General features: G+C 71.2%; 31 protein-coding genes. 17 read left to right on the top strand and 14 right to left on the bottom strand.

The annotated features are described in order from the left end of the window. Window positions 1-139: 139 nt before the first annotated feature. The 3 genes from LR269_RS13270 to fdxA are packed head-to-tail and all read right to left on the bottom strand — an operon-like array spanning window position 140 to window position 1,706. Window positions 140-772: a superoxide dismutase gene (locus LR269_RS13270; RefSeq protein WP_231431240.1), complete on the bottom strand. Its 633-nt coding sequence runs from the start codon at window positions 770-772 to the stop codon at window positions 140-142. A 50-nt stretch (window positions 773-822) separates the two neighbouring features. Beyond that, the gene (locus LR269_RS13265) at window positions 823-1,362 is read right to left on the bottom strand and encodes a flavin reductase family protein (protein ID WP_231431239.1); all 540 of its coding nucleotides are present in this window, start codon (window positions 1,360-1,362) and stop codon (window positions 823-825) included. Further along, a complete protein-coding gene (fdxA, locus tag LR269_RS13260) occupies window positions 1,359-1,706 on the bottom strand; it encodes a ferredoxin (RefSeq protein ID WP_231431238.1) in 348 nt (115 codons plus the stop codon). The genes LR269_RS13265 and fdxA overlap by 4 nt, the downstream gene beginning before the upstream one ends. Before the next feature lie 79 nt (window positions 1,707-1,785). Here fdxA and soxR point away from each other — a divergent pair, with 79 nt between their 5' ends. Beyond that, entirely contained in the window at window positions 1,786-2,268 is a 483-nt protein-coding gene (soxR, locus tag LR269_RS13255; protein ID WP_231431237.1) for a redox-sensitive transcriptional activator SoxR, read from the top strand. Window positions 2,269-2,515: 247 nt separating this feature from the next. Then, the gene (locus LR269_RS13250; RefSeq protein ID WP_231431236.1) at window positions 2,516-3,433 is read left to right on the top strand and encodes a lytic transglycosylase domain-containing protein; all 918 of its coding nucleotides are present in this window, start codon (window positions 2,516-2,518) and stop codon (window positions 3,431-3,433) included. 86 nt (window positions 3,434-3,519) lie between these two features. On the opposite strand, the gene msrA is transcribed toward LR269_RS13250, so the two are convergent. Continuing rightward, window positions 3,520-4,095 carry a peptide-methionine (S)-S-oxide reductase MsrA gene (msrA, locus tag LR269_RS13245; protein WP_374201125.1) on the bottom strand — a complete coding sequence of 192 codons (576 nt, stop codon included), beginning with the start codon at window positions 4,093-4,095 and terminating at the stop codon, window positions 3,520-3,522. Between the two features lie 66 nt (window positions 4,096-4,161). Between msrA and LR269_RS13240 the strand changes: the two genes are divergently transcribed. Next, window positions 4,162-5,079: a YihY/virulence factor BrkB family protein gene (locus LR269_RS13240; protein WP_231431234.1), complete on the top strand. Its 918-nt coding sequence runs from the start codon at window positions 4,162-4,164 to the stop codon at window positions 5,077-5,079. A 36-nt stretch (window positions 5,080-5,115) separates the two neighbouring features. Here LR269_RS13240 and LR269_RS13235 read toward each other — a convergent pair whose 3' ends face one another. After that, complete coding sequence (locus LR269_RS13235) at window positions 5,116-5,370, bottom strand: hypothetical protein (protein WP_231431233.1); 255 nt, start codon at window positions 5,368-5,370, stop codon at window positions 5,116-5,118. 165 nt (window positions 5,371-5,535) lie between these two features. Here LR269_RS13235 and LR269_RS13230 point away from each other — a divergent pair, with 165 nt between their 5' ends. From LR269_RS13230 to ligD, 3 genes are read left to right on the top strand one after another with little or no spacing between them, the layout of a single operon-like run. Then, window positions 5,536-6,051, top strand: coding sequence for a nitroreductase family deazaflavin-dependent oxidoreductase (locus tag LR269_RS13230; protein WP_231431232.1), 516 nt, complete (start codon window positions 5,536-5,538; stop codon window positions 6,049-6,051). A 17-nt stretch (window positions 6,052-6,068) separates the two neighbouring features. After that, complete coding sequence (locus tag LR269_RS13225) at window positions 6,069-6,347, top strand: DUF2277 domain-containing protein (protein WP_231431231.1); 279 nt, start codon at window positions 6,069-6,071, stop codon at window positions 6,345-6,347. A gap of 51 nt (window positions 6,348-6,398) precedes the next feature. Next, a complete protein-coding gene (ligD, locus tag LR269_RS13220) occupies window positions 6,399-7,436 on the top strand; it encodes a non-homologous end-joining DNA ligase (RefSeq protein ID WP_231431230.1) in 1,038 nt (345 codons plus the stop codon). Here ligD and LR269_RS13215 read toward each other — a convergent pair. Then, the gene (locus LR269_RS13215; RefSeq protein WP_231431229.1) at window positions 7,425-8,237 is read right to left on the bottom strand and encodes an isocitrate lyase/phosphoenolpyruvate mutase family protein; all 813 of its coding nucleotides are present in this window, start codon (window positions 8,235-8,237) and stop codon (window positions 7,425-7,427) included. The two genes, ligD and LR269_RS13215, sit on opposite strands and share 12 nt — an antisense overlap. Beyond that, window positions 8,231-9,022, bottom strand: coding sequence for a hypothetical protein (locus LR269_RS13210; protein WP_231431228.1), 792 nt, complete (start codon window positions 9,020-9,022; stop codon window positions 8,231-8,233). Before LR269_RS13210 ends, LR269_RS13215 begins: the two co-directional genes overlap by 7 nt. Before the next feature lie 64 nt (window positions 9,023-9,086). Between LR269_RS13210 and LR269_RS13205 the strand changes: the two genes are divergently transcribed. Continuing rightward, window positions 9,087-9,758, top strand: a complete 672-nt coding sequence (locus LR269_RS13205; RefSeq protein ID WP_231431227.1) for a helix-turn-helix transcriptional regulator — start codon at window positions 9,087-9,089, stop codon at window positions 9,756-9,758. An 18-nt stretch (window positions 9,759-9,776) separates the two neighbouring features. On the opposite strand, the gene LR269_RS13200 is transcribed toward LR269_RS13205, so the two are convergent. After that, window positions 9,777-10,421 (bottom strand): GTP pyrophosphokinase family protein, encoded by a 645-nt coding sequence (locus tag LR269_RS13200; RefSeq protein ID WP_374201165.1) that lies wholly within the window; start codon window positions 10,419-10,421, stop codon window positions 9,777-9,779. A gap of 227 nt (window positions 10,422-10,648) precedes the next feature. Beyond that, window positions 10,649-11,065 carry a YchJ family protein gene (locus LR269_RS13195; protein ID WP_231431226.1) on the bottom strand — a complete coding sequence of 139 codons (417 nt, stop codon included), beginning with the start codon at window positions 11,063-11,065 and terminating at the stop codon, window positions 10,649-10,651. A 258-nt stretch (window positions 11,066-11,323) separates the two neighbouring features. Between LR269_RS13195 and LR269_RS13190 the strand changes: the two genes are divergently transcribed. Then, window positions 11,324-12,058, top strand: a complete 735-nt coding sequence (locus tag LR269_RS13190; protein WP_231431225.1) for a hypothetical protein — start codon at window positions 11,324-11,326, stop codon at window positions 12,056-12,058. Between the two features lie 29 nt (window positions 12,059-12,087). Here LR269_RS13190 and LR269_RS13185 read toward each other — a convergent pair whose 3' ends face one another. The 3 genes from LR269_RS13185 to LR269_RS13175 all read right to left on the bottom strand — a co-directional run bounded on the left by LR269_RS13185 (window position 12,088) and on the right by LR269_RS13175 (window position 13,517). Then, window positions 12,088-12,774: an NAD(P)H-hydrate epimerase gene (locus tag LR269_RS13185; RefSeq protein WP_231431224.1), complete on the bottom strand. Its 687-nt coding sequence runs from the start codon at window positions 12,772-12,774 to the stop codon at window positions 12,088-12,090. Further along, complete coding sequence (locus LR269_RS13180; protein WP_231431223.1) at window positions 12,774-13,067, bottom strand: GNAT family N-acetyltransferase; 294 nt, start codon at window positions 13,065-13,067, stop codon at window positions 12,774-12,776. Before LR269_RS13180 ends, LR269_RS13185 begins: the two co-directional genes overlap by 1 nt. A 78-nt stretch (window positions 13,068-13,145) precedes the next feature. Beyond that, entirely contained in the window at window positions 13,146-13,517 is a 372-nt protein-coding gene (locus tag LR269_RS13175) for an RNA-binding S4 domain-containing protein (RefSeq protein WP_231431222.1), read from the bottom strand. A 59-nt stretch (window positions 13,518-13,576) separates the two neighbouring features. On the opposite strand from LR269_RS13175, the gene LR269_RS13170 reads away from it, so the two are divergent. From LR269_RS13170 to LR269_RS13150, 5 genes are all read left to right on the top strand, one after another. Then, window positions 13,577-14,026 (top strand): NUDIX domain-containing protein, encoded by a 450-nt coding sequence (locus LR269_RS13170; protein ID WP_231431221.1) that lies wholly within the window; start codon window positions 13,577-13,579, stop codon window positions 14,024-14,026. A 33-nt stretch (window positions 14,027-14,059) separates the two neighbouring features. Next, a complete protein-coding gene (locus LR269_RS13165) occupies window positions 14,060-14,683 on the top strand; it encodes a CDP-alcohol phosphatidyltransferase family protein (protein WP_275505894.1) in 624 nt (207 codons plus the stop codon). A 107-nt stretch (window positions 14,684-14,790) separates the two neighbouring features. Then, window positions 14,791-15,204, top strand: coding sequence for an FHA domain-containing protein (locus tag LR269_RS13160; RefSeq protein WP_231432343.1), 414 nt, complete (start codon window positions 14,791-14,793; stop codon window positions 15,202-15,204). Beyond that, window positions 15,204-15,893: a MerR family transcriptional regulator gene (locus LR269_RS13155; protein ID WP_231431220.1), complete on the top strand. Its 690-nt coding sequence runs from the start codon at window positions 15,204-15,206 to the stop codon at window positions 15,891-15,893. Before LR269_RS13160 ends, LR269_RS13155 begins: the two co-directional genes overlap by 1 nt. A gap of 111 nt (window positions 15,894-16,004) precedes the next feature. Further along, a complete protein-coding gene (locus LR269_RS13150) occupies window positions 16,005-16,550 on the top strand; it encodes a MerR family transcriptional regulator (RefSeq protein WP_304504451.1) in 546 nt (181 codons plus the stop codon). A gap of 81 nt (window positions 16,551-16,631) precedes the next feature. Here LR269_RS13150 and LR269_RS13145 read toward each other — a convergent pair whose 3' ends face one another. Then, window positions 16,632-17,465 carry a ParA family protein gene (locus LR269_RS13145; protein WP_231431219.1) on the bottom strand — a complete coding sequence of 278 codons (834 nt, stop codon included), beginning with the start codon at window positions 17,463-17,465 and terminating at the stop codon, window positions 16,632-16,634. A 75-nt stretch (window positions 17,466-17,540) separates the two neighbouring features. Here LR269_RS13145 and LR269_RS13140 point away from each other — a divergent pair, with 75 nt between their 5' ends. The 3 genes from LR269_RS13140 to def are packed head-to-tail and all read left to right on the top strand — an operon-like array spanning window position 17,541 to window position 22,867. Further along, a complete protein-coding gene (locus LR269_RS13140) occupies window positions 17,541-20,945 on the top strand; it encodes a pyruvate carboxylase (RefSeq protein WP_231431218.1) in 3,405 nt (1,134 codons plus the stop codon). A 37-nt stretch (window positions 20,946-20,982) separates the two neighbouring features. Further along, a complete protein-coding gene (locus LR269_RS13135) occupies window positions 20,983-22,365 on the top strand; it encodes a MinD/ParA family protein (protein ID WP_374201124.1) in 1,383 nt (460 codons plus the stop codon). A 10-nt stretch (window positions 22,366-22,375) separates the two neighbouring features. Then, window positions 22,376-22,867: a peptide deformylase gene (def, locus tag LR269_RS13130; protein WP_231431217.1), complete on the top strand. Its 492-nt coding sequence runs from the start codon at window positions 22,376-22,378 to the stop codon at window positions 22,865-22,867. Between the two features lie 107 nt (window positions 22,868-22,974). Here def and LR269_RS13125 read toward each other — a convergent pair whose 3' ends face one another. Then, window positions 22,975-24,807 (bottom strand): long-chain fatty acid--CoA ligase, encoded by a 1,833-nt coding sequence (locus LR269_RS13125; RefSeq protein ID WP_231431216.1) that lies wholly within the window; start codon window positions 24,805-24,807, stop codon window positions 22,975-22,977. A 148-nt stretch (window positions 24,808-24,955) separates the two neighbouring features. On the opposite strand from LR269_RS13125, the gene LR269_RS13120 reads away from it, so the two are divergent. Then, the gene (locus tag LR269_RS13120) at window positions 24,956-25,906 is read left to right on the top strand and encodes an ROK family glucokinase (RefSeq protein ID WP_231431215.1); all 951 of its coding nucleotides are present in this window, start codon (window positions 24,956-24,958) and stop codon (window positions 25,904-25,906) included. The last annotated feature ends 14 nt before the right edge of the window (window positions 25,907-25,920 follow it).

Here is a 25,920-nt window from a genome sequence, read left to right as displayed (position 1 = left end):
TGCAGTGCGGCGATCAGGGTGCCGATCGCGACGAGCACGATGATGCCGACGAGCCCCCACCGGCGCAGCTGCACGGCGAGCAGCGCCGCCGAGAGGCGCCGGCGTCGCCGGCGCCTCGGCGGACGCGGTGCGGGCGTGCTCAGGCGGCACCCGGCACGATCAGGCCGCTCGTCGCCGAGCGTGCGCGGTCGAAGCGGGCCGCGACGTCGGCCCAGTTCACGATCTCCCAGAAGGCCTTCACGTAGTCGGCGCGGACGTTCTTGTAGTCGAGGTAATAGGCGTGCTCCCACACGTCGAGCTGCAGCAGCGGGGTGACGCCGAGCGGGGCGTTGCCCTGCTGGTCGAAGAGCTGGAACACGACGGGGCGCGCGCCGACCGAGTCCCAGGCGAGCACCGACCAGCCCGAGCCCTGCACGCCGAGCGCCGTCGCCGTGAAGTGCGCGCGGAACGCGTCGAACGAGCCGAACGCGTCGTCGATCGCCGCCGACAGTTCGCCCTCGGGGGAGCCGCCGCCGTCGGGCGACATGTTCTGCCAGAACACGCTGTGGTTGATGTGGCCGCCGAGGTTGAACGCGAGGTCCTTCTCGAGCTTGTTGACGTTCGCGAGCTCCCCCTTCGCGCGCGCCTCCGCGAGCTGCTCGAGGGCGGTGTTGGCGCCCGTCACGTAGGCCTGGTGGTGCTTCGAGTGGTGCAGCTCCATGATCGTCGCCGAGATGTGGGGCGCGAGGGCCGCGTAGTCGTACGGCAGGTCGGGCAGGGTGTACGTCGACATTGCGTGTCTCCTTCTTCGGTGTCGCCGCCTGCGGTCGCCGGCGGCCTGGTTCAGAGTTCGGATGCCTCGTGGTCGAGGCGGTGGAACCGTCGATCGTGGTACACGAGCGGGGGAGCGTCGGAGCCCCCGTGCACCTCGAGCACCTCGGCGAGCACCAGGGTCGAGCTTCCCACGGGCACGAGCTGCAGCGCTCGGCAGCGCAGCGCCGCTCGCGCCTCGGGCAGGACGGGCTCGCCGGTCGGGAGCCGGCTCCAACCCTGCTCCGGCGTGAATCGGGGCGCCCCCGATCTGGCGAAGGCCCGCGCGAGGTCGACCTGGTGGTCGGCGAGCAGGTGCACGACGAAGGAGTCGGCGCCGAGCAGTGCTCCCGCCGAACCGGTCGCCCGGGTCACCGAGAACGACAGCACGGGCGGATCGGCGGCCACGGAGGCGACGCTCGACGCGGTGAGTCCGACCGGGCCGGTCGCGGTCGCCGCCGAGACGAGCGCGACGCCGGCGGGGTGCACGCGGAACGCCGCCTTGAAGGCCTCGGCAGTGACCTCGGAGGGCGTCGGTTCGTCGGTGAGGGCGGTGTGGCGCGCCGCGTTCACTCGTGGCCGCCCTGCGGCGCCAGCGCGGCGACGACCGGGTGGTCGTACGGCAGGACGCCGGTCTTGGCGGCGCCGCCCGGCGATCCGAGCGCGGAGGCGCCGTCGGGGGCGATCTCGAAGAACTCGACGTTGGCCTTGTAGTAGTCGGACCACTCGTCGGGCAGGTCGTCTTCGTAGTAGATCGCCTCGACCGGGCAGACGGGCTCGCAGGCGCCGCAGTCGACGCACTCGTCGGGGTGGATGTAGAGGGATCGTTCGCCCTCGTAGATGCAGTCGACGGGGCACTCGTCGATGCACGCCTTGTCCTTGACGTCGACGCAGGGAAGGGCGATCACGTAGGTCACGCGATCACCCCGCAGATGGAACGCATGGGTCAAGCCTAAAACTTCAAGTACCCTTGAAGTCCAATCGGAGGAGAATCCCATGGCGAAGCACGCGCCCGATGAGCTGCTCACCGTCGGGGAGATGAGCCGCCGAACGGGCGTCGCCCCGTCGGCGCTGCGGTTCTACGAGGAGCTCGGCCTCATCGCATCGCACCGTACCGGCGGCAACCAGCGCAGGTATGCCCGGCACATGCTGCGCCGAGTCTCGCTCATCGTCGTCGCCAAGCGCCTCGGGATCCCGCTCGGCGACGTGCAGACGGCCTTCGAGCACGTGCCGCTCGACACCACGCCGAGTCACGACGACTGGCAGCGTGCCTCGCGCCGCTGGAAGCGGCAGCTCGAGGTGCGTCGACTCGGCATCGAACGGCTCGAGCGCGAGCTCACCGGATGCATCGGCTGCGGGTGCCTCTCGATGAAGGCGTGCGGCCTGCTCAATCCCGACGATGCGCTCGGTGACGACGGTGCGGGCCCGCGCCGACTCGGCCCCGAATCGGGCGAGGAGGAGCTCGACGGAGTCGACTGAGCGCTTCAGGCGCCGACGGTCCGGCGCGAGCGTGATCTCCGTCGGGGATCGAATCGGCACGGTGATGAGGCATCCCATAAATACTGAGTTCGACTCGGTTTCGGATGACTTTCACAGGAAGAAGTGAGGTTCCGTCCAGAACCCCTCGGCAGACTGGCCACTTCGCCCGGGCGCCCCCGCGTCCGAGGAACGTCGATCGAAGGCCGGGCCCGCGCTCTCGCGCGAGCAGGCCGCCCACGTGAAAGTCATGCAGAACCAGCCTTCCTCCCTGAACACCCCTGACAATTCCCCCGAGAACGAACCCGGTCTGAGCCGCCGAGCGCGGCGTGCCCGCCCCGGCTGGCGCCGTGGTCCGGTCATCGCCGCCGGCGCCGTCGTCGCCGTCGGCGCCCTCGTCGGTTCGGGATTCATGCTGCAGTCGGCCGTCGCCGCCCAGAACGAGCGCGTCGCCGCGACGGCCGAGCTCAGCGCGGCCACCGACCTCAAGGTCGAGCAGCTCGGCTCGCACTCGAACATCCTCGAGGCGCGCGCCGTCAAGACGGCGACGGACACCCTGAGCGGGGCGAAGGACACCATCTCCGCCGCGAAGGGCAAGGCCGACGCCGCCGAGCTCGCCTCGTCGGTCGCGGCACTCGACGACTACCGCCTGCTCGCGCCCGAGCGCGTGTTCGAACTCGCCGACGCGACCGCGGCCCACGCGGCCGAGGTCAAGCAGGCCATCGCGAAGGCCGACAAGATCGCGGCCGAGAAGAAGGCCGCAGCCGAGGCCGCTGCCCGTGCCGCTGCCGAAAAGGCCGCCGCGGAAGAGGCCGCCGCGGCCGAGGCGGAGTCGTCGGGCGGTTCGCGGCCCTCCGGCCCGGCGAACCCGAGCGGCGCCCAGGCGATCGCGCGCGACATGCTCGCGGCCCGCGGCTGGGGCGACGACCAGTTCGGATGCCTCGTGGCCCTCTGGGACCGCGAGTCGGGCTGGAACGTCTACGCCTCGAACCCCTCGGGGGCCTACGGCATCCCGCAGGCGCTGCCCGGCTCGAAGATGGGCTCGGCCGGTGCCGACTGGGAGACGAACCCCGCGACCCAGATCGCCTGGGGCCTCGGCTACATCGCCGACCGGTACGGCACCCCGTGCGGCGCCTGGGATCAGTCGGAGTCGGCCGGCTGGTACTGAGCCGACCCCCACTCGAACGCGGAAGGACCGTGGCGGACGTTCGTCCGCCACGGTCCTTGCGTCATTCGGCCGCGCGCGACCCGCTGCTACGCGATCGATCCGGCGCGGGGTGCCTCGGCGTCGCGCTTCGGCAGCTTCCAGCCCGGGCGCACGAAGTGGCACGTGTAGCCGTTCGGGTAGCGCTCGAGGTAGTCCTGGTGCTCGGGCTCAGCCTCCCAGAACGGCCCGGCGGGGGAGACCTCGGTGGTCGCGGGTCCAGGCCACAGCCCCGAGGCGTCCACGTCGGCGATCGTGTCGCGAGCGACACGCTCCTGCTCGGGCGTCGTCGGGAAGATCGCCGAGCGGTAGCTCGTACCGATGTCATTGCCCTGGCGGTTCTTCGTCGACGGATCGTGGATCTGGAAGAAGAACTCGAGCAGGTCGCGGTAAGCCAGCTGCTCGGGATCGAAGACGATCTCGATCGCCTCGGCGTGGCTGCCGTGATTGCGATACGTCGCGTTCGGCACGTCGCCGCCCGTGTAGCCGACCCGGGTCGCGAGCACCCCGGGACGCTTGCGGATGAGATCCTGCACGCCCCAGAAGCAGCCGCCGGCGAGGATCGCGGTCTCGGTTCGTGTGCTCATGGTGTGTCTCTCCTGGTCTCTCGATGGGCGAGGCGTCATACCCGCCCGAATGCCTCAACAACAAGGGGGTGGTTCGTGTTCCGCCGCACTCGATAGCCTGACACGGTGGAGGCACGGCAGGGGGACTCGTTCTGGCAGGCGCTGGTCCGCCGGGGTCAACGCGTGTGGGAGTGGGCGCTCCGGTTCACACTCGTGCAGGCGATCGTCCACTACTTCTCCCGCCACGGCCCGATGCTCGCCGACAGCGTGACGTATCGTGCGCTGTTCTCCGTGTTCGCGGGCGCCTTCCTCGGCTTCGCCGTCGCCGGGGTGTGGCTGGCCGGAAGGCCCGAGGCGATCGACGCCTTGATGAGGGCGATCGACGCCGTGATCCCCGGGCTCGTCGGCGAGGACGGCGTGATCACGCCCGAGCAGCTCGTCCAGCCCGTGACGCTGAGCGTCGCGGGAGTGCTGGCGCTCGTCGGACTCGTCGGCGCGGCGATCGGGGCGATCGGCTCGCTGCGCGTCGCCTTCCGTGATCTCGCCGAGCAGCCCGACGATCCGCGGTTCTTCGGCTGGCTGATGTTCCGCGACTTCGTGTTCGCGATCGGATTCGGTGCCGCGTTCGTCGTCGCGGCGGTCATCATGGTGGCCAGCACCGCAGCCCTGGGCACGGTGTTCGACTGGCTGGGGGTCTCGACGCGGTCGGGATGGTTCGACGGACTCACGCGCACCGTCTCGGTGCTGCTGGCCTTCGCGATCGACACCGCGGCGATCGCCGCCCTCTTCCGATTGCTCTCCGGCATCCGGGTCCGAGCCCGCTCGCTCTGGCGTGGTGCGCTCCTGGGCGGACTGGGCCTGACCGGGCTCCAAGTGCTCTCTGGGCTCTTCGTGGGGGGAGCGATGGTGAACCCCCTGCTCGCGTCGTTCACCGCCCTCATCGCCCTGCTGATCTGGCTGAATCTCTCGAGCCAGGTCATCCTGATCGCGGGCGCCTACATCGTCGCCGACCAAAAGGTCGTCGAGTCCCGCCCGCGGAGCTGAAGCTGCTTCGGGCGGGCGAGCCGGCTCGGTCGCGGCTCAGATCGGGAACTCGCGCCCGGGCGGGACGATGGCGTCGGGTGCGACGATCTCGACGTCGTCGCTCTCCTCGTCGATCTCGACATCGCCCTCGTGCTCATCGGCGTCGATCTCGATCGCCTCGGTGTCGTGCTCGGCGCTCACGGCCTCCGCGTCGTGGTCCCGCAGCGGAGCCGCGCGTGTGGCGTCCTCCGGCAGTTCGGAGTCGGTGTACTCGCCCTCGGCGGGTTCGCGGGGGCGCATCGGGTCGGTCATGACTGCTCCGATCTCTCGTCTCTTCCACGCTAGGTCGTGAGCTGCCCGCAGCAAGGGGGTTGACCTCTGCCGCCCAGCGGGCTCCGCCATCCGGACCGTCTCGACGCCGCAGGAGCCGTCCCCCGTCCTCGACGAGCCGATCGCGGGCCATGCAGAATGGGGCGCATGCCCACCGTCGTCCATCTCATCCGCTCCGTCGTCTCTCCGCTCACGCGCACTCGGTTGTTCCGCTGGGCGGCCCCGCGGGTCCTCCCGCCGATCGAGCGCCTGATCGGCTGGGTGAGCGGCGGGCGAGTGCAGTTGAGCGCACTCCTCGTGCCGTCGCTCGTCCTGCACACCACGGGCGCCCGATCGGGCGAACCGCGCGACACGGCGCTCATGTACACGCCCGACGGCCATGGCCGGGCGATCGTGGCGGGCACGAGCTTCGCGCGCGATCGCCACCCGGCGTGGACCTACAACCTCGTCGCGCACCCGGAGGCGTCGATCACCGTCCGGGGGCGACGGATGCCGGTGCGCGCGAGCCGCATCGACGACGAGGGGCGCGACGCGGCATGGGCGCGCATCGAGGCGCAGTGGCCGGGCTACCGGGCGTACGAGCGCGAATCGGGCCGAGTCGTACGTCTCTTTCTGCTGCAGCCGGTCGCGTACGAGGTGAACCCGAGCGTTCCTCGGCGTTGAGGCGTAGGCTGCACCGCATGTGCAGGAACATCCATCCCCTCCACAACTTCGAGCCGGTCGCCACCGACGACGAGGTGCATGCCGCCGCGCTGCAATTCGTGCGGAAGGTCAGCGGGTCGACGAAGCCGTCGAAGGCGAATGCCGAGGCGTTCGACCGCGCCGTGGCCGAGATCGCGCACATCACGAGGCACCTGCTCGACGAGCTCGTCACCAACGCCCCGCCGAAGAATCGCGACGTCGAGGCGGCGAAGGCGAGGGCGCGCGCTGCACGCAGGTACGAGTCGATTCCCGCCTGATGCCCGCACCGGGGCTGCGCTCCGTCGGTGCGAACCGGTAGCGTCGCAGCCATGGCCCGCGATGCGATCGAGCTCACTGTTCCCGGGCCCCACGGCGAACGCTCCGTGCGGGTCTCCAGTCCCACGCGGCTGATCTGGCCCGAGGCCGGCATCACGAAACGCGAGCTCGCCGAATACCTTGTGGCGGTCGGCGACGCGTTCATCGCGGCGAACGGCGACCGTCCGGTCTCGCTCCAGCGGTTCCCGGGCGGTGTCGACGGCGAGCAGTTCTTCTCGAAGAACCCGCCGAAGGGCGCCCCCGACTGGGTGCGCGCCGTGACGGTCACCTACCCGAGCGGCCGCAAGCACCCGCAGCTCGTGCTCGACGAGCCCGCCGCCGCCGTCTGGGCGGCACAGATGAACACCGTCGTCTTCCACCCGTGGGCGTCTCGCGCTGAGCGCAGCGACTTCCCCGACCAGTTGCGCATCGATCTCGATCCGCAACCCGGCACCGGCTTCGCCGAAGCGGTGCCGGTCGCCGTGGCGCTCCGAGACCTGCTCGGCGAGGTCGGACTGACGGCGTTCGTGAAGAGCTCGGGCAGCCGAGGCATCCACGTCTTCGCACCCATCGAACCCGAGCACGAGTTCCTCGACGTGCGGCACGCGGTGATCGCACTCGGCCGAGAGCTCGAACGGCGCCTGCCCGAACGGGTCACGACGAACTGGTGGAAGGAGGAGCGCGGCGACCGCATCTTCATCGACTACAACCAGGCCAACCGCGACCGCACGATGGCGGGCGCGTACAGCCCGCGCCCGCTGCCGCATGCCCCGGTGTCGTGCCCCCTCGAGTGGACCGAGCTCGAGCGCACGGACCCCGCCGAGCACACGATCCGCACGGTGCCGCGGCGTCTCGCGGAGCGGGGCGATCCCTGGGCGGGCATGCACGATGGGCCGGGTCGCATCGACACGCTGCTCGAATGGTGGCGGCGCGACCTCGACGACGGGCTCGGCGAGCTGCCCTTCCCGCCCGACTTCCCCAAGATGCCGGGCGAGCCGACTCGCGTGCAGCCGAGCCGGGCGAAGAAGGTCGACGACGAGTCATCCGGGTGACGGCCGGCGTACGCCCAGTGCGACCGCGGCCGAGTAGTCGGGGATCGACCGCGCGGTCGTTCCGGGTGGAGCGCCGAGGCGGACGTCGTCGAGCACTGCCGTGATCGCGGCGAGCGATGCTCGGAACAGCAGTGATCCGGTGCTGATGCGGGCGACCCCGAGGGCGGCGAGGTCGCCGATCGCGCGCCCGGGTTGTGCGAGCACGTTGAGGGGCGCGGTGATCCCGGATGCGAGTGTCGCGATCGTGCCGTCGTCGAGGGTTCCCGGCACGAAGACGCCGGTCGCTCCCGCGTCGAGGTAGCGACGGGCCCGTTCGAGCGATGCCGACGTCCGCGCTCCGATGCCGTCGAGCGCGCCGACCCAGAACGCGTCGGTCCGCGCGTTCAAGTACAGCTCGGGCGCCGCAGCGGCGACGGCGGCCAGTTTGCGTGCGAACGCCACGGGCTCGGTCAGTCCCTGGGCCGTCGAGTCCTCGAGGTTGACGCCCACGACGCCCGCCCGGGCGAGTTCCGCGACGACGTCGCCGACGGCGACGGGATCGTCGGAGAACCCCGCTTCGAGGTCGACGGTGACGGCGATGCCGGCGGCCGTGATGCGGTGCGCGAGTTCGATCGTGGGTGCAAGGGTCGCACCCGCGCCATCGGGCTCGCCGGCGGCGACCGCCACGCCGAGGCTCGTCGTCCCGACCACCTCGGCGCCGTGCGCGCTGAGCGTGAGGGCCGACGCGAGGTCCCACGCGTTCGGCAGCAGCAACGGATCACCCGGGCGGTGCAGCTCGCGGAATCGTGCGGGGCTCAGCACTCCTGCTCCCGGAGAACGTCGACGACCGCCGCGGCCACGGCCACGGCGTGATCCCGCGCGGGGCAGCGCCGCGGACCGGCGCCGAAGGCCAGCGTTCGCGGCGGTGCACCCGCGGTGGCCTCGCGATCGGGGCCGCCGAGCCGGAGCTCGACGAGATGCTCGGCCGAGCCATGGCCCGCCGGCGCGAGGCGGCGGGTGGCGGGGACGGGCGGCTCGTCGCGGAGCACCGCTGCGACGACGTGCCCGGTCGGAACGGCCGGCACCGCATCGGCGCGGCGCAGTGCCGCGGCGATGAGCCCGCCGGTCGCGGCGTGCGCCTGCACGAGCAACTGGGCGTCGAGCACCCGATGCCGTCCCGGCGCTGCTGCGCCGAGCAGTCGCTCGGCCGCGGCGCCCACGGCGGCCGCATCGTCGACGACCCCGGTCGCGTAGGGCCCCGCGACGATCGCCGCCGCGTCGGGCAGCGAAGCTGGGTCGGTGTGCCCGAGCGCCGCGGCGAGCGTCTCGACCGGGGCGCGACGGGCGACCTCGGCGCGGTCGACGCCGGCCGCGCGCGCGGCACGGGCGGACGCCGCGGCGGCTCGGGCGAGTCGCTCGGGATCGATCGCCGCCAGGCGGGCGTCGATCAGGGCGCGTCGTTCGTCGTGCGTGCGGCCGTTCGCGAAACGGGACGCCTCGACGCGCAGCCGGGCGAAGGCGGAGTCGCCCGGCCCCGGCTCCGGCACGAGCCAGGCGGGGTCGTCGAGGATGCGGGCGACGTCGGATCGGTCATGGATGACTGGCATGCTCCGACGCTACGACGGCGATCGTTCGTCGTCGGGCGAAGCATCCTCGTCGTATCGTGGGGACATGGATGGCGACGCCGACCTCGCGAGCCCGGCCCGGTTGATGGGCGAACCGGCCCGGGCCGCCATGCTCGTCGCCCTGCTCGACGGGCGCGCGCTGCCCGCAGGCGAGCTCGCGGCGATCGCACGCGTGTCGGCGCCCACGGCGAGCGCGCATCTCGCCCGGCTCGTCGAGGGCGGCCTCGTGCGGGCGCGCGCGCTCGGTCGGCATCGCTACTTCGAGCTCGCTGGGGCCGATGTCGCCGACGCCATCGAGTCGTTGCAGCGGCTGGCGCCGCGGCGACCGGTCACCTCGTACGGCCAGTCCGCGACCGCACGACGGCTCGCCGAGGCCCGGACGTGCTACGACCACCTGGCCGGCCGGATCGCCCTCGGCATCGCGGACGCGCTCGTCGCCGAGGAGGCGATCACGCCGCTCGAGGCCGGGGGATCGGGCATGATCCTCGCGACCGACGGCCCCGTCGCGCGCCGGCTGCGGCTCGAGGCGGCGCCCGCCCCCGGCCGTCGGCCGCCGGTGCGGGGCTGCCTCGACTGGACCGAGCGACGACCGCACCTCGCCGGCGCCCTCGGGGCGCACGTGCTCGAGGTCCTGCTCTCGGCGGGCTGGGTCGCGCGGGTGCCGGGCGACCGTTCGTTGCGCGTGAGCGACGAGCTCCGGGTGGCGTTCGAGTCCTGAGCGGCGGGGCTCGGCGGATCAGACCGCGATGTCGCGGGGCACGTGCGGCAACCGCGGCGCCCCGTGCACCTCGCGGTGCAGGCGCTCCATGCGAGCGTCGAGCTCGGAAGCGGTGTGGGCCGCGTCGGTCAGCCCGTCGAGCAGCTCCTGCGGGACCTGGCGGTCGTACTTGTAGTAGATCTTGTGCTCGAGGCTCGCCCAGAAGTCCATCGCGATCGTGCGGATCTGCACCTCGACCGCGACGGGGTGCGGTCCCGTCGAGAGGAACACGGGCACCTCGACGATGACGTGCAGGCTCTGATAGCCGTTCGGCTTCGGCTCCTTGATGTAGTCCTTCACCTTGATCACCCGGATGTCGCGCTGCGCGGTGAGCAGCTCGAAGATGCGGTACGCGTCGGACACGAAGCTGCAGGTGACGCGGACGCCCGCGATGTCGGTGATCGTCTCGCGGATCGTGTCGAAGTTCGGCTCGATGCCCTTGCGCGCCATCTTCTCGATGACGCTGTCGAGGCTCTTCAACCGGCTCGAGATGTGCTCGATGGGGTTGTAGTCGTGCGTCTGGTTGAACTCCTCGCGCAGGATCGAGAGCTTCGTGATGACCTCGTCCATGCCGAACTTGTAGCGCAGCATGAACCGCTCGGTCTCGTCGCGGAGCGCCCGCATCTCGTCGAGGGTCTGGCCGTCGATGGTCTCGAGCGTGCGCTGGGCACGGGGCGTGAGCATGGCGGGGGCGTCTGGATGCCTCGTGGGACGAGTGCCGTCGAGCGGAGTCACGAGCACCACGCTAGGTGGCGAAGCTCTGGATTCGCTTTGATTCCCGGCCGCGTTCGCCCGCAGCGGAGCGCCGCCCGCCGCCGCGCCGTCGGCTGCCGCCCGGCTGCGGTCGACGCTCAGACGACCGAGTCGAGGTAGGTCCAGCGGCCGTCGAGGCGGGCGAAACGGCTCGTCTCGTGCTGGCTGCCGCGCTCACCGTGGTGGCGGTAGTGGGCGGTGAACTCGACGAGTCCTTCCCGGTCGAACGGGCCGCCGTGCTCGGCGCGCTCGATCTCGAGTCGGAGCCACCGGATCGACGGGTCGAGCTCGAGCGCTGCCGGTCGAGTCGTGGGATGCCAGGTCTCGAGCAGGTAGGACGCGGCGCCGATCACGAAGGCCGTGTAGCGCGAGCGCATGAGCTGTTCGGCGGTCGGCGCATGAGCCTCGCCGTCGATGAGACGTCCGCAGCACTCGCCGAACGGGAGTCCGCTGAGGCAGGGGCAGCGATCCTCCGCGGCGGGGGTGGGGAACTCGGCGTCGTCGGCTGGGAGCATCCTCCGAGTATCGCGCGTTTCGCGGGTGCACCCATGAAGCGCACAGGCAGAACTGAGGATCCGTCCAGAATCGGCAGGCAGGGTGTCTGACTTGTGCCCGTGCTCGGGGCCGCCCCCACGAACGAAAGCCGAATCCGAGCAGCTCAGATACTTATGCGCAACCAGACTTCCCCCAGCCCCGAAACCGAATCCGCAGACCCCACCCTCGACCGCCCGCGCCGTGCCGCCCGTCGTCACCGCGGCTCCCGCCGTCGCCTCATGGCCGTCGGCGCGGTGTTCGGCGTCGCGCTCGTCGTCGGCACCGGCTTCACCGTGCAGGCCGCCGTGAGCGCCCAGGAGCGGATCGATGCGACGACCGCCCTGACCGAGGCGACCGGCGTGCACCGCGACCAGCTCGGCGCCTACAGCGCCATCGCCGCCGCCCGCACCCGCGCGACCGCCGAGGACACCCTCTCGACGGCGAGCGCGACGCTCGCCGCCGTCGACGGCAAGACCGACACGTCGGAGCTCGCCGCCTCGGTCGCCTCGCTCGGCGACTACGAACTGCTGCCGGTGGACGAGCTCGCCGACCTCACCGCCGAAACGCGTGACGAGGTCGCGAAGGCGACCGCGGCCGCAGCCGAGTACGACCGCGTGCAGGCCGAGAAGGCGAAGGCCGCCGCCGAGGCGCTCGCCCGTGCGAACACGCCGGACGGCGCCCGCGCGACGGCCCGCTCGATGGCGTCGAGCACGTACGGCTGGGGCGACGGCGAGTTCCAGTGCCTCGACCAGTTGTGGCAGAAGGAGTCGGGCTGGTCGTACACGGCCATGAACGGCTCGAGCGGTGCCACCGGCATCCCGCAGGCGCTGCCGGGCAGCAAGATGGCCACGATGGGCGCCGACTGGCAGACGAACGCGGCGACGCAGATCGCCTGGGGCCTCGACTACATCTCGCGGTCGTACGGCTCGCCGTGCAGCGCCTGGTCGCACTCGCAGGCCGTCAACTGGTACTGAGTCCGCAGTCGCGCGTGCCGTGACCCGGCTCAGCCGCGCTCGACGAGCGGGGTGAAGGCCGCGAGTTCGGGACCGAGCCCGAGGTCGACGACGTGCAGCTCGCCGGCGAGGTCGGCGCCGGGCTCGATGAGCAGCCCCGCCTTCGCCGCGCCGAACGTGACCGTGACGGTCGCCGGCAGCACGGTCGGGTCGGGCACGCTGCCGTCGTCGGGGTCGATGCCGCTCGGCAGGTCGACGGCGACGACCTCGGGGCCGGGCACCCGGGCGAGCACGGGCAGGATGGCGGCGACGAGCTCGCGGGCCCGCCCGCGCAGCGCGGGGTCGGCGCTCGTCCCGGTCCCCAGTACCCCGTCGACGATCAGGGATGCCTCGCCGGCACGTGCGGCGACGATCGACGCGTCGGCGCCGTCGAGCACCCGGGCGCCCGCCGTGACGGCTGCGGATCGTGCCGCGTCGTGCATGCGCGACCCGGTGGGGACGATCTCGACCGCGACTCCCTCTGCGGCGAGCTCGGCGGCCGCGTAGACGGCATCGCCGCCGTTGTCGCCCGATCCCGCGAGCACGAGCACGAGCGGCGAGCGCTCGGCCCGGCCGGCGAGTCGAGCGCGCAGGACCCCGGCGAGCGCCGCGGCCGCGCGGAGCATGAGCGGCTCGCCTCGTGCGAGGTGCGGCGCCTCTGCGGCGCGGACCTGTGCGGCGCTGTAGCCCGCGACCATCAGCCGAGCCGCGGATCGAGCAGGCCGCGCCGGTCGGGATGCCGGTCGAACCACTCCGAGACGTACCAGCAGCTGGGCACGATGTGCCGGTTCGAGCCCGCCTCGACGTCGTCGACCGCGAACGCGACGACCTCGGAGGCCAGGCCCGAGCCGCGGTACGCCGGATTCGTGAACGTCCGCGTGAAGGCCACGGCGTCGCCGAGCACCCGGTAGTCGAGCACGCTCGCGATCGTGCCGTCGACCCGCAGGACATAGCGACGCGCGTCGGGTTCGTGGGTGAGTTCCTTGTGCACGAGCGACAGGCTACGCCCGGACCCGCGCTCGTGCGGCAGCGGCACCGGCCGTTCGCGCTCCGCGGCGTCGGCGGCCGGTCATCGCCCGCGCAGTCGATCGAGGTCGCGCCGCTCGCGTTTGGTCGGTCGGCCCGCGCCGCGGTCGCGCACGATCGTCGCCGGGAGCTCCGCCCGCGGGGGAGGCGGCGGGGTGCGGTCCTCGGCCGCCTCGGCGGCGAGCGGTGCGGAGACGCGCTTCGCGATCGTGCGGCGCACGATCAGCTGCCGGTCGAATCCCGCGATGCGCACCCGCACCTCGTCGCCGGCGCGTACGGCTTGGGCGGCCTTCACCCGCTCGCCGTTGACGCGCACATGCCCGGCACGGCATGCGGCCGTCGCCGCCGAGCGGGTCTTGTACTGGCGCACCGCCCACAACCATGCGTCGATGCGCACCGGTCGCTGGTCGTCCATCGCTCCAGCCTACGGCCGCCGCGCCTCGCAGACCCGCCGGCATGCGTCATGCTGGAGGGGTGACGGGTTCGAGCGGAGACGCGTGGGTCGAGGGGCCGGGTGGCGTCCGCTACTGGGGGCGATACGGCGCGGCCGGACTGCTCGCCGTGAGTCCCGCGGGCGAGGTGCTGCTCCAGCACCGGGCGGAGTGGAGCCACTTCGGCGGAACCTGGGGCATCCCCGGCGGCGCGCTGCACGCGGACGAGGCAGCCGTCGACGCCGCGATCCGCGAGGCCGGCGAGGAGGCCGGCGTACCGCCCGAGGCGCTCTCGGTGCGCTTCACGAGCATCCTCGACCTCGGATTCTGGTCGTACACGACCGTCGTCGCCGACGCGCTCGTGCGCTTCGAACCGGTCGTGAGCGACCCCGAGAGCATCGAGCTCCGGTGGGTGCCCATCGACGCGGTCGCGAGCCGGCCGCTCCACCCTCGATTCGCCGAAGCGTGGCCCGACCTCGCCGCGCGGCTCTGAAGCGGGACATCCGGCGCCCGATAGGATCGGTGCGTGGCTGGGGAGCGCGGGGGAGCCGTCGGTTCGGAGATCTGGACGATCCCGAACATCCTGAGCATGCTCAGGCTGGCCCTCGTGCCCGTCTTCCTGGTGTGCCTGGTCATCGGCGACAACGTCCTCGCGCTCGTGGTGCTCGTCGTCGCGAGCCTCACCGATCTGGCCGACGGGTATCTCGCCCGGCGCCTCGACCAGGTGACCCGGCTCGGACAGCTGCTCGATCCGGCCGCCGACCGCCTCTACATCTTCGCCGCGCTCATCGGGCTCGCAGCCCAGCAGCTCGTGCCCTGGTGGATCGTCGTGGTGATCGTGGCCCGTGACGTCTTCCTGCTGGTGCTCGGGGTGGTGCTCGCGAACCACGGCTTCGGACCGCTGCCGGTGCACCAGCTCGGCAAGGTCGCGACGTTCGCCCTGTTCTTCGGCCTGCCGGTGATCATGCTCGGGGCGGCATTCCCCGCCGTCGCCCCGGTCAGCGAACCCGTCGGCTGGGCGATCACCCTGTGGGGCGCGTTCCTCTACTGGTGGGCGGGTGTCATCTACGCGATCGAGACCGCACGGGTCATCCGTATTCCACGGGTGGCAGGCGACTCGCGATCCGATACGCTGGAAGAGGGAGGTTAGCCGTGGCGGATACCGACAACACACAGGCCGACGGGGCGGGCGAGGCCGAGTTCGAGCATGCGCACACCTCGTCGCAGCCGGTGGCCGACAACGCCGTCGACTCGACGATGGGGTTCAGCCGTGAAGCGGCGGCCCAGCTCGGCGCGGTCGACGCCGACATCTCGGCTGAGGAGCACGAGGCCATTGCGGCGCTGCCGTCGGGCTCGGCGCTGCTCGTCGTGCGGCGCGGCCCGAACACGGGTGCGAGGTTCCTGCTCGACACCGATGTCACGGTCGTGGGGCGTCATCCCGACGCCGACATCTTCCTCGACGACGTCACGGTGTCGCGCAAGCACGCCGAGTTCGTGCGGCATCGCACCGCGTTCGAAGTCAAGGACCTGAGTTCGCTGAACGGCACCTACTTCGACGGCGTGCGCATCGAGACGGCGCTGCTGTCCGACGGCGCCGAGGTGCAGATCGGCAAGTTCCGCCTCACCTTCTACGCCTCCCGGCGCGACCTGGCTCCGGTCGCGAGCGAGTAGTGGCCGGCACCGCGGCGTCGAGGCACGCGAGCGACCAGGCGCCACTGCTCGGCATCGGCCAGGTGCTCGCGCGACTCCAGCCCGAGTTCCCCGAGCTGACGCCGTCGAAGCTGCGGTTCCTCGAAGAGCAGCGCCTCGTGTCACCGGCGCGAACGGCGGCCGGGTACCGCAAGTTCTCGTCCGCCGACGTCGAGCGCATCACCGTCGTGCTGTCCATGCAGCGCGACCACTATCTCCCGCTCAAGGTCATTCGCGCGCACCTCGAGGCGATCGACGCCGGTGAGACGCCGGCACTCCCCGGTGCCGCGAGCGCTTCCGGATTCCTCGCCGCGAAGCGCATGAACCGGGCCGAGCTGATCACCGCGGCCGGTGCGAGTGCGGCGCTCCTCGACGACGCGGTCTCGGCGTCGGTGCTTCCGGCGGCAGAGCACTACGCCGAGGATTCGCTCGGTGTGCTGCGCGCCCTCGTCGCGCTGCGCGAGGTCGGAATCGAGCCCCGTCACCTGCGCGGCGTGCGTGCCGCGGCCGAGCGCGAGGCGGCGCTCGTCGAGCGTGCGCTCGCGCCGTCCCGCCGGGCCGACGCCGCGGGCAAGGCCCGCGCCGGCGAGCGGGGGCGCGAACTCGCGACCGCGCTCGAGACGGTTCATTCGAGCATCCTGCGGGCGTCGCTCGAACGCCTGTCCAGATGATCGCGCGACACGCCGTGACGATCGGCCCGATATGTTTGGCGCGGACCCCTCGCCTCGGTAGCGTGGAACTCGCGTCGCCGAGGTGGCGGAGCAGAAGTGAGGGGCGAATCGATGAGTGAGACCGTGCGCTCGCGTTACGACCTCGGCCTGCTGTTCACCGACGGGATGCCCGAGTACGAGGACGGCACCGGTTATCGCGGTGCGATCGCCGCCCGGGCCGCCGGAATCAGCTACCGCCAGCTCGACTACTGGGCGCGCACGCAGCTCGTCGAGCCGACCGTACGAGGGGCGGCGGGTTCCGGCTCGCAGCGGCTCTACGGCTTCCGCGACATCCTCGTCCTGAAGCTCGTGAAGCGCCTGCTCGACACGGGCATCTCGCTGCAGCAGATCCGAACCGCGGTCACGCAGTTGCGCGAGGCCGGCGTCGAAGACCTCGCGCAGACGACGCTCATGAGCGACGGCGCGAGCGTCTACCTCTGCACCTCCGACGACGAGGTCATCGATCTCGTGAACCGCGGACAGGGCGTCTTCGGCATCGCCGTCGGCAAGGTGCTCCGCGAGGTCGAGTCGACGCTCGTCGAGCTCGACACGCAGCCGTCCGATCCGATGGACGAGCTCGCGGCGCGCCGCGGCGCGAAGTCGCGCAAGATCTCCTGAGGCCATCGCCCGGCCGGGCGATGTCACACGGCGTCATACTCGGGGCCCGCTCGGCGGGTGCCGCGACAAGTCGTCGAGCGGTCAGATCGCGTGCGACTCGACGGCGAGCTGATCGTCGGCGTCGTCGGCGATCCGGGCCGTGCGCAGCACTCGGTCGAGCAGCTGGTCGAAGTTCGCCGACATCTCCTCCGCGCTTTCGCCCGGCCACATGTGCAGCGGCTTCGCGGCGCCCTGCGCCTGCTGCAGCGAGGTGCGCTCGGGCAGCTGCGGGCTCAGCACGAGCGGGCCGAACATGTCCCGCAGCTCCTTGATGCGGAACTGGTGCTCGAGCGACTGCACGCGAGCGCGGTTGACGATGATGCCGAGCGGCTGCAGCCGGGGGGAGAGACCGCGGCGGATCTCCTCGATGGCGCGCAGCGCACGGTCGGCGGCCGCGACCGAGAAGAGGCCGGGCTCGGTGACGACGGCGACGCGGTCGCTCGCGGCCCAGGCGGTGCGGGTGAGGGCGTTGAGCGAGGGGGCGCAGTCGATGAGCACGAGCTCGTAGTCGGCCTCGACGTTGGCGAGCGCCTCCTCGAGCTTCCAGATGTCGCGGATCGACGGGTGCGGCCCGTCGAAGTTGATCGCAGACGGGCTGCCGATCATGACGTCGATGGTCGATTGGGGGTTCTGACGCGCCCAGCCGCTCGGCGCGATCGCCGAGCGGACGATCTTCTCCTTCGGAGACGCGAGCACGTCGGCGACGTTCAGGTGACCGGCGACTTGGATGTCCATGCCGGTCGAAACATCGGACTGGGGATCGAGGTCGACGACGAGGGTACGGACGCCGCGAGCGAAGGCCGCCGACGCCAGTCCGAGCGTGACAGTGGTCTTGCCGACGCCGCCTTTCAGGGAGCTGACGGAGAGAACGTGCACGAACAGATACGTTACCTTTAGTGCTCGGGCGATACCTAAACGTTCGCTGTGCGGATTCCGTTCGGAAAGGCTTGCATGTTCACGAAGATCCTGGTTGCCAATCGCGGTGAGATCGCCATCCGTGCGTTCCGCGCCGCCGTCGAACTCGGTGCGAAGACGGTCGCGGTGTATCCGTTCGAAGACCGCAACTCGCTGCACCGGCTGAAGGCCGACGAGGCGTACCAGATCGGCGAACCCGGGCACCCGGTTCGCGCCTACCTCGACGTGTCGGAGATCATCCGCGTCGCGAGGGAGTCGGGCGCCGACGCGATCTACCCGGGCTACGGCTTCCTGTCCGAGAACCCCGAGCTCGCCCAGGCCGCGGCCGAGGCCGGCATCGCCTTCATCGGCCCGCCGAAGCACGTGCTCGAGATGGCCGGCAACAAGGTCACGGCGAAGGAGCACGCGATCGCCGCCGGCGTCCCGGTGTTGAAGTCGACGCCGCCCTCGCGCGACATCGAGACGCTCGTCGGCCAGGCCGACGAGATCGGCTTCCCCATCTTCGCGAAGGCCGTCGCGGGCGGTGGCGGTCGCGGTATGCGCCGGGTCGACTCGAAAGACGACCTGCGCGCCGCGCTCGAAGAGGCGATGCGCGAGGCCGACAGCGCCTTCGGCGACCCCACCATGTTCCTCGAGCAGGCCGTGCTTCGTCCCCGTCACATCGAGGTGCAGGTGCTCGCAGACTCGACGGGCGAGACGGTGCACCTCTTCGAGCGCGACTGCTCGGTGCAGCGCCGCCACCAGAAGGTCATCGAGATCGCCCCCGCGCCGAATCTCTCCGACGACGTCCGCCAGTCGCTCTACCGCGACGCGATCGCGTTCGCGAGGTCGATCGGCTATGTCAACGCCGGCACCGTCGAGTTCCTGCTCGACACCGCGGGCGAGCGGGCCGGGCAGCACGTCTTCATCGAGATGAACCCGCGCATCCAGGTCGAGCACACCGTGACCGAGGAGGTCACCGATGTCGACCTCGTCGTCTCGCAGATGCGCATCGCGGCGGGGGAGACCCTCGCCGAGCTGGGCCTCGAGCAGGGAGCGATCAGGCTCCGCGGCGCCGCGCTCCAGTGCCGCATCACCACGGAAGACCCGACGGCCGGCTTCCGCCCCGACACGGGGAAGATCACCACCTACCGCTCGCCCGGCGGCGCCGGCATCCGCCTCGACGGCGGCACCATCAACCCGGGCGCACAGATCAGCCCGCACTTCGACTCGATGCTCGCCAAGCTCACCTGCCGAGGCCGCGACTACACCGCCGCCGTCGCGCGTGCGAAGCGTGCACTGGCCGAGTTCCGCATCCGCGGCGTCTCCACGAACATCCCGTTCCTCCAGGCGGTGCTCGAAGACCCGGCGTTCGTGGCCGGCGACCTCAGCACGTCGTTCATCGACGAGCGCCCCCAGCTGCTGCGCGGGCGCGTCTCGAAGGACCGCGGCACGAAGATCCTCAACTGGCTCGCCGACGTCACGGTCAACCAGCCGAACGGCCCCGCGCCGATCAGCGTGAGCCCGGTCGAGAAGCTCCCCGAGATCGACCTCTCGCAGCCCGCACCCGACGGCTCGCGCCAGCGGCTGCTCGAGCTGGGGCCGGCGGGCTTCGCGGCCGCGCTCCGCGCGCAGACGCCGCTCGCGGTCACCGAGACCACCTTCCGCGACGCCCACCAGTCGCTGCTCGCGACGCGGGTTCGCACGAAGGACCTCGTCGCGGTCGCGCCGTACGTCGCCCGGCTCACCCCCGAGCTGCTGTCGGTCGAGGCCTGGGGCGGCGCGACCTACGACGTCGCCCTCCGCTTCCTCGGCGAGGACCCGTGGGAGCGCCTCGCCGCCCTGCGGGAGGCGCTGCCGAACATCAACATCCAGATGCTGCTCCGCGGTCGCAACACGGTCGGCTACACCCCGTACCCGACCGAGGTCACCGACGCGTTCGTGCGCGAGGCCGCCGCGACCGGTGTCGACATCTTCCGCATCTTCGATGCGCTGAACGACGTCTCGCAGATGCGGCCGGCGATCGACGCCGTCCTCGAGACGGGTCACAGCCTCGCCGAGGTCGCGCTCTGCTACACGGGCGACCTGCTCGACCCGAGCGAAGACCTCTACACGCTCGACTACTACCTCCGGCTCGCCGACGACATCGTCGGCGCGGGTGCGCACGTGCTCGCGATCAAGGACATGGCGGGACTGCTCCGTCCGTCGGCCGCGGCGAAGCTCGTCAGCGCCCTGCGCGAGCGCTTCGACGTCCCCGTGCACCTGCACACGCACGACACCGCCGGCGGCCAGCTCGCGACGCTCCTCGCCGCAAGCGCTGCCGGCGTCGACGCGGTCGACGTGGCCAGCGCGCCGATGGCGGGCACCACGAGCCAGCCCTCCGCCTCGTCGCTCGTCGCGGCACTCGCGCACACCGAGCGCGACACGGGCATCTCGCTCGACGCCGTGAGCGACCTCGAGCCGTACTGGGAGGCGGTCCGCCGCCTGTACAAGCCGTTCGAGTCGGGCCTGCCCGGCCCCACCGGCCGCGTCTACCACCACGAGATCCCGGGCGGCCAGCTGTCGAACCTCCGCCAGCAGGCGATCGCCCTCGGCCTCGCCGATGACTTCGAGCTCATCGAGGACATGTACGCGGCCGCCGACAAGATCCTCGGCCGGGTGCCGAAGGTCACTCCCTCGTCGAAGGTGGTCGGCGATCTCGCGCTGCACCTCGCCGCGGTCAAGGCCGACCCCGCCGACTTCGCCGTGAATCCCGACAAGTACGACGTGCCCGACTCGGTCATCGGCTTCATGGCGGGCGAACTCGGCGACCTGCCCGGCGGCTGGCCCGAGCCGTTCCGCACGAAGGTGCTCGCCGGGCGCGACATCCGCATCGGCGTGACCGAGCTCACGGCCGACCAGCGCGCCGCGCTCGAAGCCGACAGCACCACGCGTCGCGCGACCCTGAACGCCCTGCTCTTCCCGGCGCCGACCCGCCAGTTCGAGCAGATCCGCGAGCTCTTCGGCGACCTCTCGGTCGTCGACACCGCCGACTACCTGTACGGCCTGCGTGCCGGCTCCGAGCACGTGGTCGAGATCGCGAAGGGCGTCCGGCTCTACGCGGGGCTCGAAGCGATCGGCGAGGCCGACGACAAGGGCATGCGCACCGTCATGACGATCCTCAACGGCCAGCTCCGCCCCGTGTTCGTCCGCGACCGCAGCATCACCGTCGAGACGCGAACGGCCGAGAAGGCGGATGCCTCGCAGCCGGGCCAGATCGCCGCGCCGTTCTCCGGCGTGGTGACGCTTCAGGTGGAGCCGGGCGCCGAGATCGCCGCGGGTCAGAGCGTCGCGTCGATCGAGGCCATGAAGATGGAGGCGGCCATCACCTCGCCGATCGCGGGCGTCGTGGAGCGCGTCGCCGTGCCCAAGACCCAGCAGGTGGAGGCGGGTGATCTGCTCGTCGTCGTGCGCGCACGCTAGGCTTGGCGTGGATTGGCACTGATGAGGAGGGGTATCGGTGGCTGACGAGACGCATGATCCGGGTCCGGTTGGCCGACGTGGCGTCGGTGTACGCACCGGCCCCGTCGACCGCATCCCGGTGTCGGGGTCGACCGGTGCGCACGCCGCGCGCCCCGATCTCGACCTGAGGGTCGACCTGCCGCCGGCGCCGGTGCACGAGGTGCCCGAAGACGAGGTCGCGGTGGCGATCGACGACGTGTCGGTGAATCCGGGCGCCATCGCGTCGGCCGACACCGGCACCCGGTCCGTCCCGATCCTCGCGACCGGCCTCCCGGCCGGGCGAGGCGCCGTGCACCGCGAGGCGTCGCCGTACAGCGCGCTGCTCGCCGCCGATGCGACGAAGCGCGCGCGAGACACCGAGCTCGACCACATCGCGCCCGCGAGCGGCGACGTCGCGATGGCCGAGAGTCCCGAGCCGGGCGCGCCGACCGAGGTTCCCGAGACGCCCGACTCGCTGACACCCGATCGCCTGATCGACGTGAACCGCACCACCCGGCCCGCGCCCGAAGGCGGACTCAATCGGTTCCTGTACGAGGCATCCCTGCACCTCGTGAATCTCGGCGACTCCGCCAAGGTCCGCGCGCACAAGGCGATGAACCAGCGCATCCAGAAGCGCTTCGAGGGCGGCGCGCGGTTCGTGCCCGTGCTCACCCGCAAGGGCGGTGTCGGCAAGACGACCATCACCGCGCTCCTCGGCATGGCCCTCGCCGACGCCCGTGACGACCGCGTCATCGCGATCGACGCGAACCCCGACCGCGGCACGCTCGCCGAGCGGGTCGACCGCCAGACCCGCGAGACGGTGCGCGACGTGGTCGCGAAGGCCTCGTCGATCGGTGGGTACACCGACTTCTCGAGATTCGTCTCGCGCGACGAGACCCGTCTCGACATCCTCGCATCGGACACCGATCCGACCCTCTCCGAGGCGTTCGACGACAACGACTACAACGTGGTCGCCGGGCTCGCAGCCCGGTACTACTCGATCGTCCTGACCGACTGCGGCACGGGCATCGTGCACTCGGTGATGCGGGCGACGCTGCAGCGCGCCGACTCGATCGTCATCGTCTCCGGCGGCAGCGTCGACGAGGCGCGGCTCGCCTCCGAGACGCTCACCTGGCTCGAGGCGAACGGCTACGGCGAACTCGTCCGCAACGCGGTCGTCGCGATCAACCTCGCCACGCAGGGCACCCACCTCGTCAAGGTCGACGAGATCGAGGCTCATTTCCAGTCGCGTGTGCGCGAGATCGTGCGCATTCCGTACGACCCCCAGCTCGCGGCCGGCTCGGTCGTGAACTGGCACCAGTTGCGCCCCGTCACCCGCGATGCGGCGCGCGAACTCGCCGCCCTCGTGGTGGAAGGCCTGCCCGCCGACCGCGGGCACTGATCGGAGAACATTGCCAGAGCGTCCCATCCGCCTGTTCGGCGACCCCGTCCTCAAGACCGTCTCAGCCCCCGTCGAACAGGTCGACGATCGCGTGCGCGCGCTCGTCGCCGACCTCGTCGACAGCGTGAAGCTGCCCGGGCGGGCCGGCGTCGCGGCATCCCAGATCGGCGTGAACCTGCGCGCCTTCAGCTACAACGTCGACGGCGAGGTCGGGTACATCCTGAATCCCGAGATCGTCGAGGTGTCGGGTGAGAAGGAGCTCATCGACGAGGGATGCCTCTCGGTGCCCGGACTCTGGCACAAGACGCCTCGCCACCCCTACGCGAAGGTGCGCGGCATCGACCTCGACGGCAACGAGCTCGTGCTCGAGGGCACCGGTCTCATGGCGCAGGCGCTGCAGCACGAGACCGATCACCTCGACGGACTGCTCTACCTCGACCGGCTCGAGAACGACGAGCGTCGCGCGGCGATGAAGGAGATCCGCGAGTCCGACTGGTTCTGACGATCGACGTCGCGCCGAGGCATCCGTCGTGGGGCCTCGTGCCGGTCGGCCCGAACACGACGAAGCGCCCCGCGGAGGTTCCGCGGGGCGCTTCGTCGTAGGTCGCGTCAGCTGACGATCGAGTGGCCCTCGGTCGCGGGTGCGCCCGAGTACATCGCCTCGATGTGCGGGGCGAAGTCCTCGAGGATGATGTTGCGCTTGATGCTGAGCTTCGGCGTCAGGTGCCCGCTCTCCTCGGTCAGCTCGGTGGTGAGGATCGTGAACTTGCGGATCGACTCGGCGCGCGAGACGTTCTCGTTCGCGGCGTCGATCGCGCGCTGCACCTCGGCGAGCACGGCCGGGTTCGTCGAGGCCTCCTCGAGCGACATGCCGGCGTCCTCGCCGTTGTTGTTGAGCCAGACGGGCAGCATCTCGGGGTCGAGCGTGACGAGGGCGGCGATGAACGGCTTCTTGTCGCCGACGACGACGACCTGGCCCACGAGCGGGTTCGCACGGATCGGATCCTCGAGGCCGGCCGGGGCCACGTTCTTGCCGCCTGCGGTGACGATGATCTCCTTCTTGCGGCCCGTGATGGTGAGGAATCCCTCGGTGTCGAACGCGCCGATGTCACCCGTCTTGAACCAGCCGTCCTCGAACGCCTCCGCGGTCGCCTCGGGGTTCTTCCAGTACTCCTTGAAGACGTCCACGCCCTTGACCTGGATCTCGCCGTCGTCGGCGAGGCGCACCGAGATGCCGGGCAGCGCCGGCCCGACGGTGCCGATCTTCGACTTCGTGGGGAGGTTGACGGTCGCGGGCGCCGTGGTCTCGGTGAGGCCGTAGCCCTCGAGGATCGTGATGCCGAGCGCGTGGTAGAAGTGGCCGAGTCGGGGGCCGAGCGGCGCGGAGCCCGACACGGCGTACTTGACGTTGCCGCCCATCGCCGCGCGCAGCTTGGAGAACACGAGCGCGTCGAACAGCTTGAACTTGAGCTTCAGGCCGAGCGGCACCGAGCCCTGTTCCTTCGCCGTCGAGTAGGCGACCGCGACGTCGGCGGCCGTGCGGAAGATCTTGCCCTTGCCGCCGGCCTCGGCCTTCTGCTCGGAGACGTTGTAGACCTTCTCGAACACGCGTGGCACGGCGAGGAGGAAGGTCGGCTTGAAGCTGCCGAGCGAGGGGAGGAGCTGTCGCGTGTCGGGCTGGTGGCCGACGCGCACGCCCGCGTGCACGCACAGCACCGCGATGAAGCGCGCGAACACGTGCGCGAGCGTGATGAACAGCAGCGTCGACGCGCCGTTCGGGTCGAGCACGACCTCATCGAGTGCGACGGCCGAGTTGCGCGAGAGTTCGACGAAGTTCGAGTGGGTGAGCACGCAGCCCTTGGGCTTGCCGGTCGAGCCCGACGTGTAGATGAGGGTCGCGATGTCGTCGCCGTTCGCGAGCTTGCGGCGGCGCTCGATCTCATCGTCGGGAACCTCGGTTCCGCCCGCGGCGATCTTGTCGAGGTCGCCGAGGTCGATCTGCCAGCTCTTGCGGATGAGCGGCAGGTCGGGATGCACCTCGTCGAAGCGGGCGAAGTGGTCGGGCGTCTCGAGGATGACGGCGATCGCGCCCGAGTCGCTCAGGTTCCAGCGGACCTGCGCGGGAGAGCTCGTCTCGTAGACGGGAACCAGCACCGCGCCGGCGAACCAGACGGCGAAGTCGATGAGCGTCCACTCGTAGCGCGTCTTGCACATGAGGCCGATCTTGTCGCCGGGCTCGATGCCGGCGGCGACGAAGCCCTTGGCGAGTGCGATGACCTGGTCGTAGAACTCGCGCGTCGTCACCGGGCTCCAGCCGCCGTCGGCGGTGGGCCGGGAGAACAGCACCGAATCGGGCGTCGCCGCGAGGCGGTCGACGAGCAGGTCGGTGGTGTTCGCCGTAGGGTCGGGCGCGACCACGGCGGGCGTGGAGAATTCGATCACGGTAGCTCCTTCGGTACCGAGTGGATCGCGCCCGGCTCGGGTACCTGCGCGACCTCGGCTTTGGGGTCTACTACACTCTAGTCGTTGCGCGTGCGGCCCCGTTCCGGCGCGACCCCAGCCCCGTCCCCCTCTGAAAGGCGGCGTCAGCGTGCACGCGATCGGTATCGACATCGGTGGAACGAAGATCGCCGGCGCAGTCGTCGACGAGCTCGGCGCGATCGTGCGCAGCGATCGGGTGCCGACCCCCGCCGGTGACGCGCCGGCGCTCGAACGTGCCGTCGTCGAGATGATCGCCGGCCTCCGCGGCTCCGACGACATCGAGGCCGTCGGCGTCGCCGCGGCGGGCTTCGTCGACGCGGCGCAGTCGACCCTCTACTACGCCCCGAACATCGACTGGCGCAACGAGCCGTTGCGCGAGAAGCTCGAGGCGCAGGTCGGCGGCACCGTCGTCGTCGACAACGACGCGAACGCCGCCGGGTGGGCAGAGTTCCGCTTCGGCGCCGGCCGGCTCGTGAGCGACATGGTGATGCTCACGATCGGTACCGGCGTCGGCGGCGCGATCGTCGCGAACGACCGCCTCTTCCGAGGCGGGTTCGGCGCGGGCGCCGAGCTCGGTCACCTCCGCGTCGTGCCCGACGGCCTCGCGTGCGGGTGCGGCCAGCGCGGCTGCATCGAGCAGTACGGTTCGGGGCGGGCCCTCCTGCGCATGGCGGGCGAGATCGCCGACGCGGGCGGTATCGGCCAGTCGCTGGCACGGGCGCGCGCCGAGCACGGCGCACTCGACGGCACGATCGTCGGCGGGCTCATCGAAGCGGGCGACCCGGGCGCCATCGCCGCCCTCCGCCAGCTCGGCCACTGGCTCGGAGCGGCGTCCGCGAGTCTCTCCGCGGTGCTCGATCCGCAGCGATTCGTGTTCGGCGGAGGCGTCGCGGTCGCCGGCGAGCTGCTGCTCGAGCCCATCCGCGAGGCGTATCTCGAGCACCTGCCCGCTCGCGGCTACCACCCCGAGCCCGACTTCGTCATCGCCGAGCTCGTGAACGACGCCGGCGTCGTCGGCGCTGCCGACCTCGCCCGCGTGTGGGTCGCCGAACACTCCTGAGCCACCCGGCGTTA

Origin of the sequence: Agromyces sp. S2-1-8 (genome assembly GCF_021129215.1) — a bacterium.
Classification (GTDB): domain Bacteria; phylum Actinomycetota; class Actinomycetes; order Actinomycetales; family Microbacteriaceae; genus Agromyces; species Agromyces chromiiresistens.
This window is presented reverse-complemented; position numbering and strand designations above follow the sequence as displayed.

Coding starts and splice junctions, on each gene's coding strand:
- LR269_RS13270 (WP_231431240.1), bottom strand. CDS start 772: ATGTCGACGTACACCCTGCCCGACCTGCCGTACGACTACGCGGCCCTC.
- soxR (WP_231431237.1), top strand. CDS start 1,786: ATGGCGAAGCACGCGCCCGATGAGCTGCTCACCGTCGGGGAGATGAGC.
- LR269_RS13250 (WP_231431236.1), top strand. CDS start 2,516: ATGCAGAACCAGCCTTCCTCCCTGAACACCCCTGACAATTCCCCCGAG.
- msrA (WP_374201125.1), bottom strand. CDS start 4,095: ATGACGCCTCGCCCATCGAGAGACCAGGAGAGACACACCATGAGCACA.
- LR269_RS13235 (WP_231431233.1), bottom strand. CDS start 5,370: ATGACCGACCCGATGCGCCCCCGCGAACCCGCCGAGGGCGAGTACACC.
- LR269_RS13230 (WP_231431232.1), top strand. CDS start 5,536: ATGCCCACCGTCGTCCATCTCATCCGCTCCGTCGTCTCTCCGCTCACG.
- LR269_RS13225 (WP_231431231.1), top strand. CDS start 6,069: ATGTGCAGGAACATCCATCCCCTCCACAACTTCGAGCCGGTCGCCACC.
- ligD (WP_231431230.1), top strand. CDS start 6,399: ATGGCCCGCGATGCGATCGAGCTCACTGTTCCCGGGCCCCACGGCGAA.
- LR269_RS13210 (WP_231431228.1), bottom strand. CDS start 9,022: ATGCCAGTCATCCATGACCGATCCGACGTCGCCCGCATCCTCGACGAC.
- LR269_RS13205 (WP_231431227.1), top strand. CDS start 9,087: ATGGATGGCGACGCCGACCTCGCGAGCCCGGCCCGGTTGATGGGCGAA.
- LR269_RS13200 (WP_374201165.1), bottom strand. CDS start 10,421: ATGCGGGCGCTCCGCGACGAGACCGAGCGGTTCATGCTGCGCTACAAG.
- LR269_RS13195 (WP_231431226.1), bottom strand. CDS start 11,065: ATGCTCCCAGCCGACGACGCCGAGTTCCCCACCCCCGCCGCGGAGGAT.
- LR269_RS13190 (WP_231431225.1), top strand. CDS start 11,324: ATGGCCGTCGGCGCGGTGTTCGGCGTCGCGCTCGTCGTCGGCACCGGC.
- LR269_RS13185 (WP_231431224.1), bottom strand. CDS start 12,774: ATGGTCGCGGGCTACAGCGCCGCACAGGTCCGCGCCGCAGAGGCGCCG.
- LR269_RS13175 (WP_231431222.1), bottom strand. CDS start 13,517: ATGGACGACCAGCGACCGGTGCGCATCGACGCATGGTTGTGGGCGGTG.
- LR269_RS13160 (WP_231432343.1), top strand. CDS start 14,791: ATGGGGTTCAGCCGTGAAGCGGCGGCCCAGCTCGGCGCGGTCGACGCC.
- LR269_RS13150 (WP_304504451.1), top strand. CDS start 16,005: ATGAGTGAGACCGTGCGCTCGCGTTACGACCTCGGCCTGCTGTTCACC.
- LR269_RS13140 (WP_231431218.1), top strand. CDS start 17,541: ATGTTCACGAAGATCCTGGTTGCCAATCGCGGTGAGATCGCCATCCGT.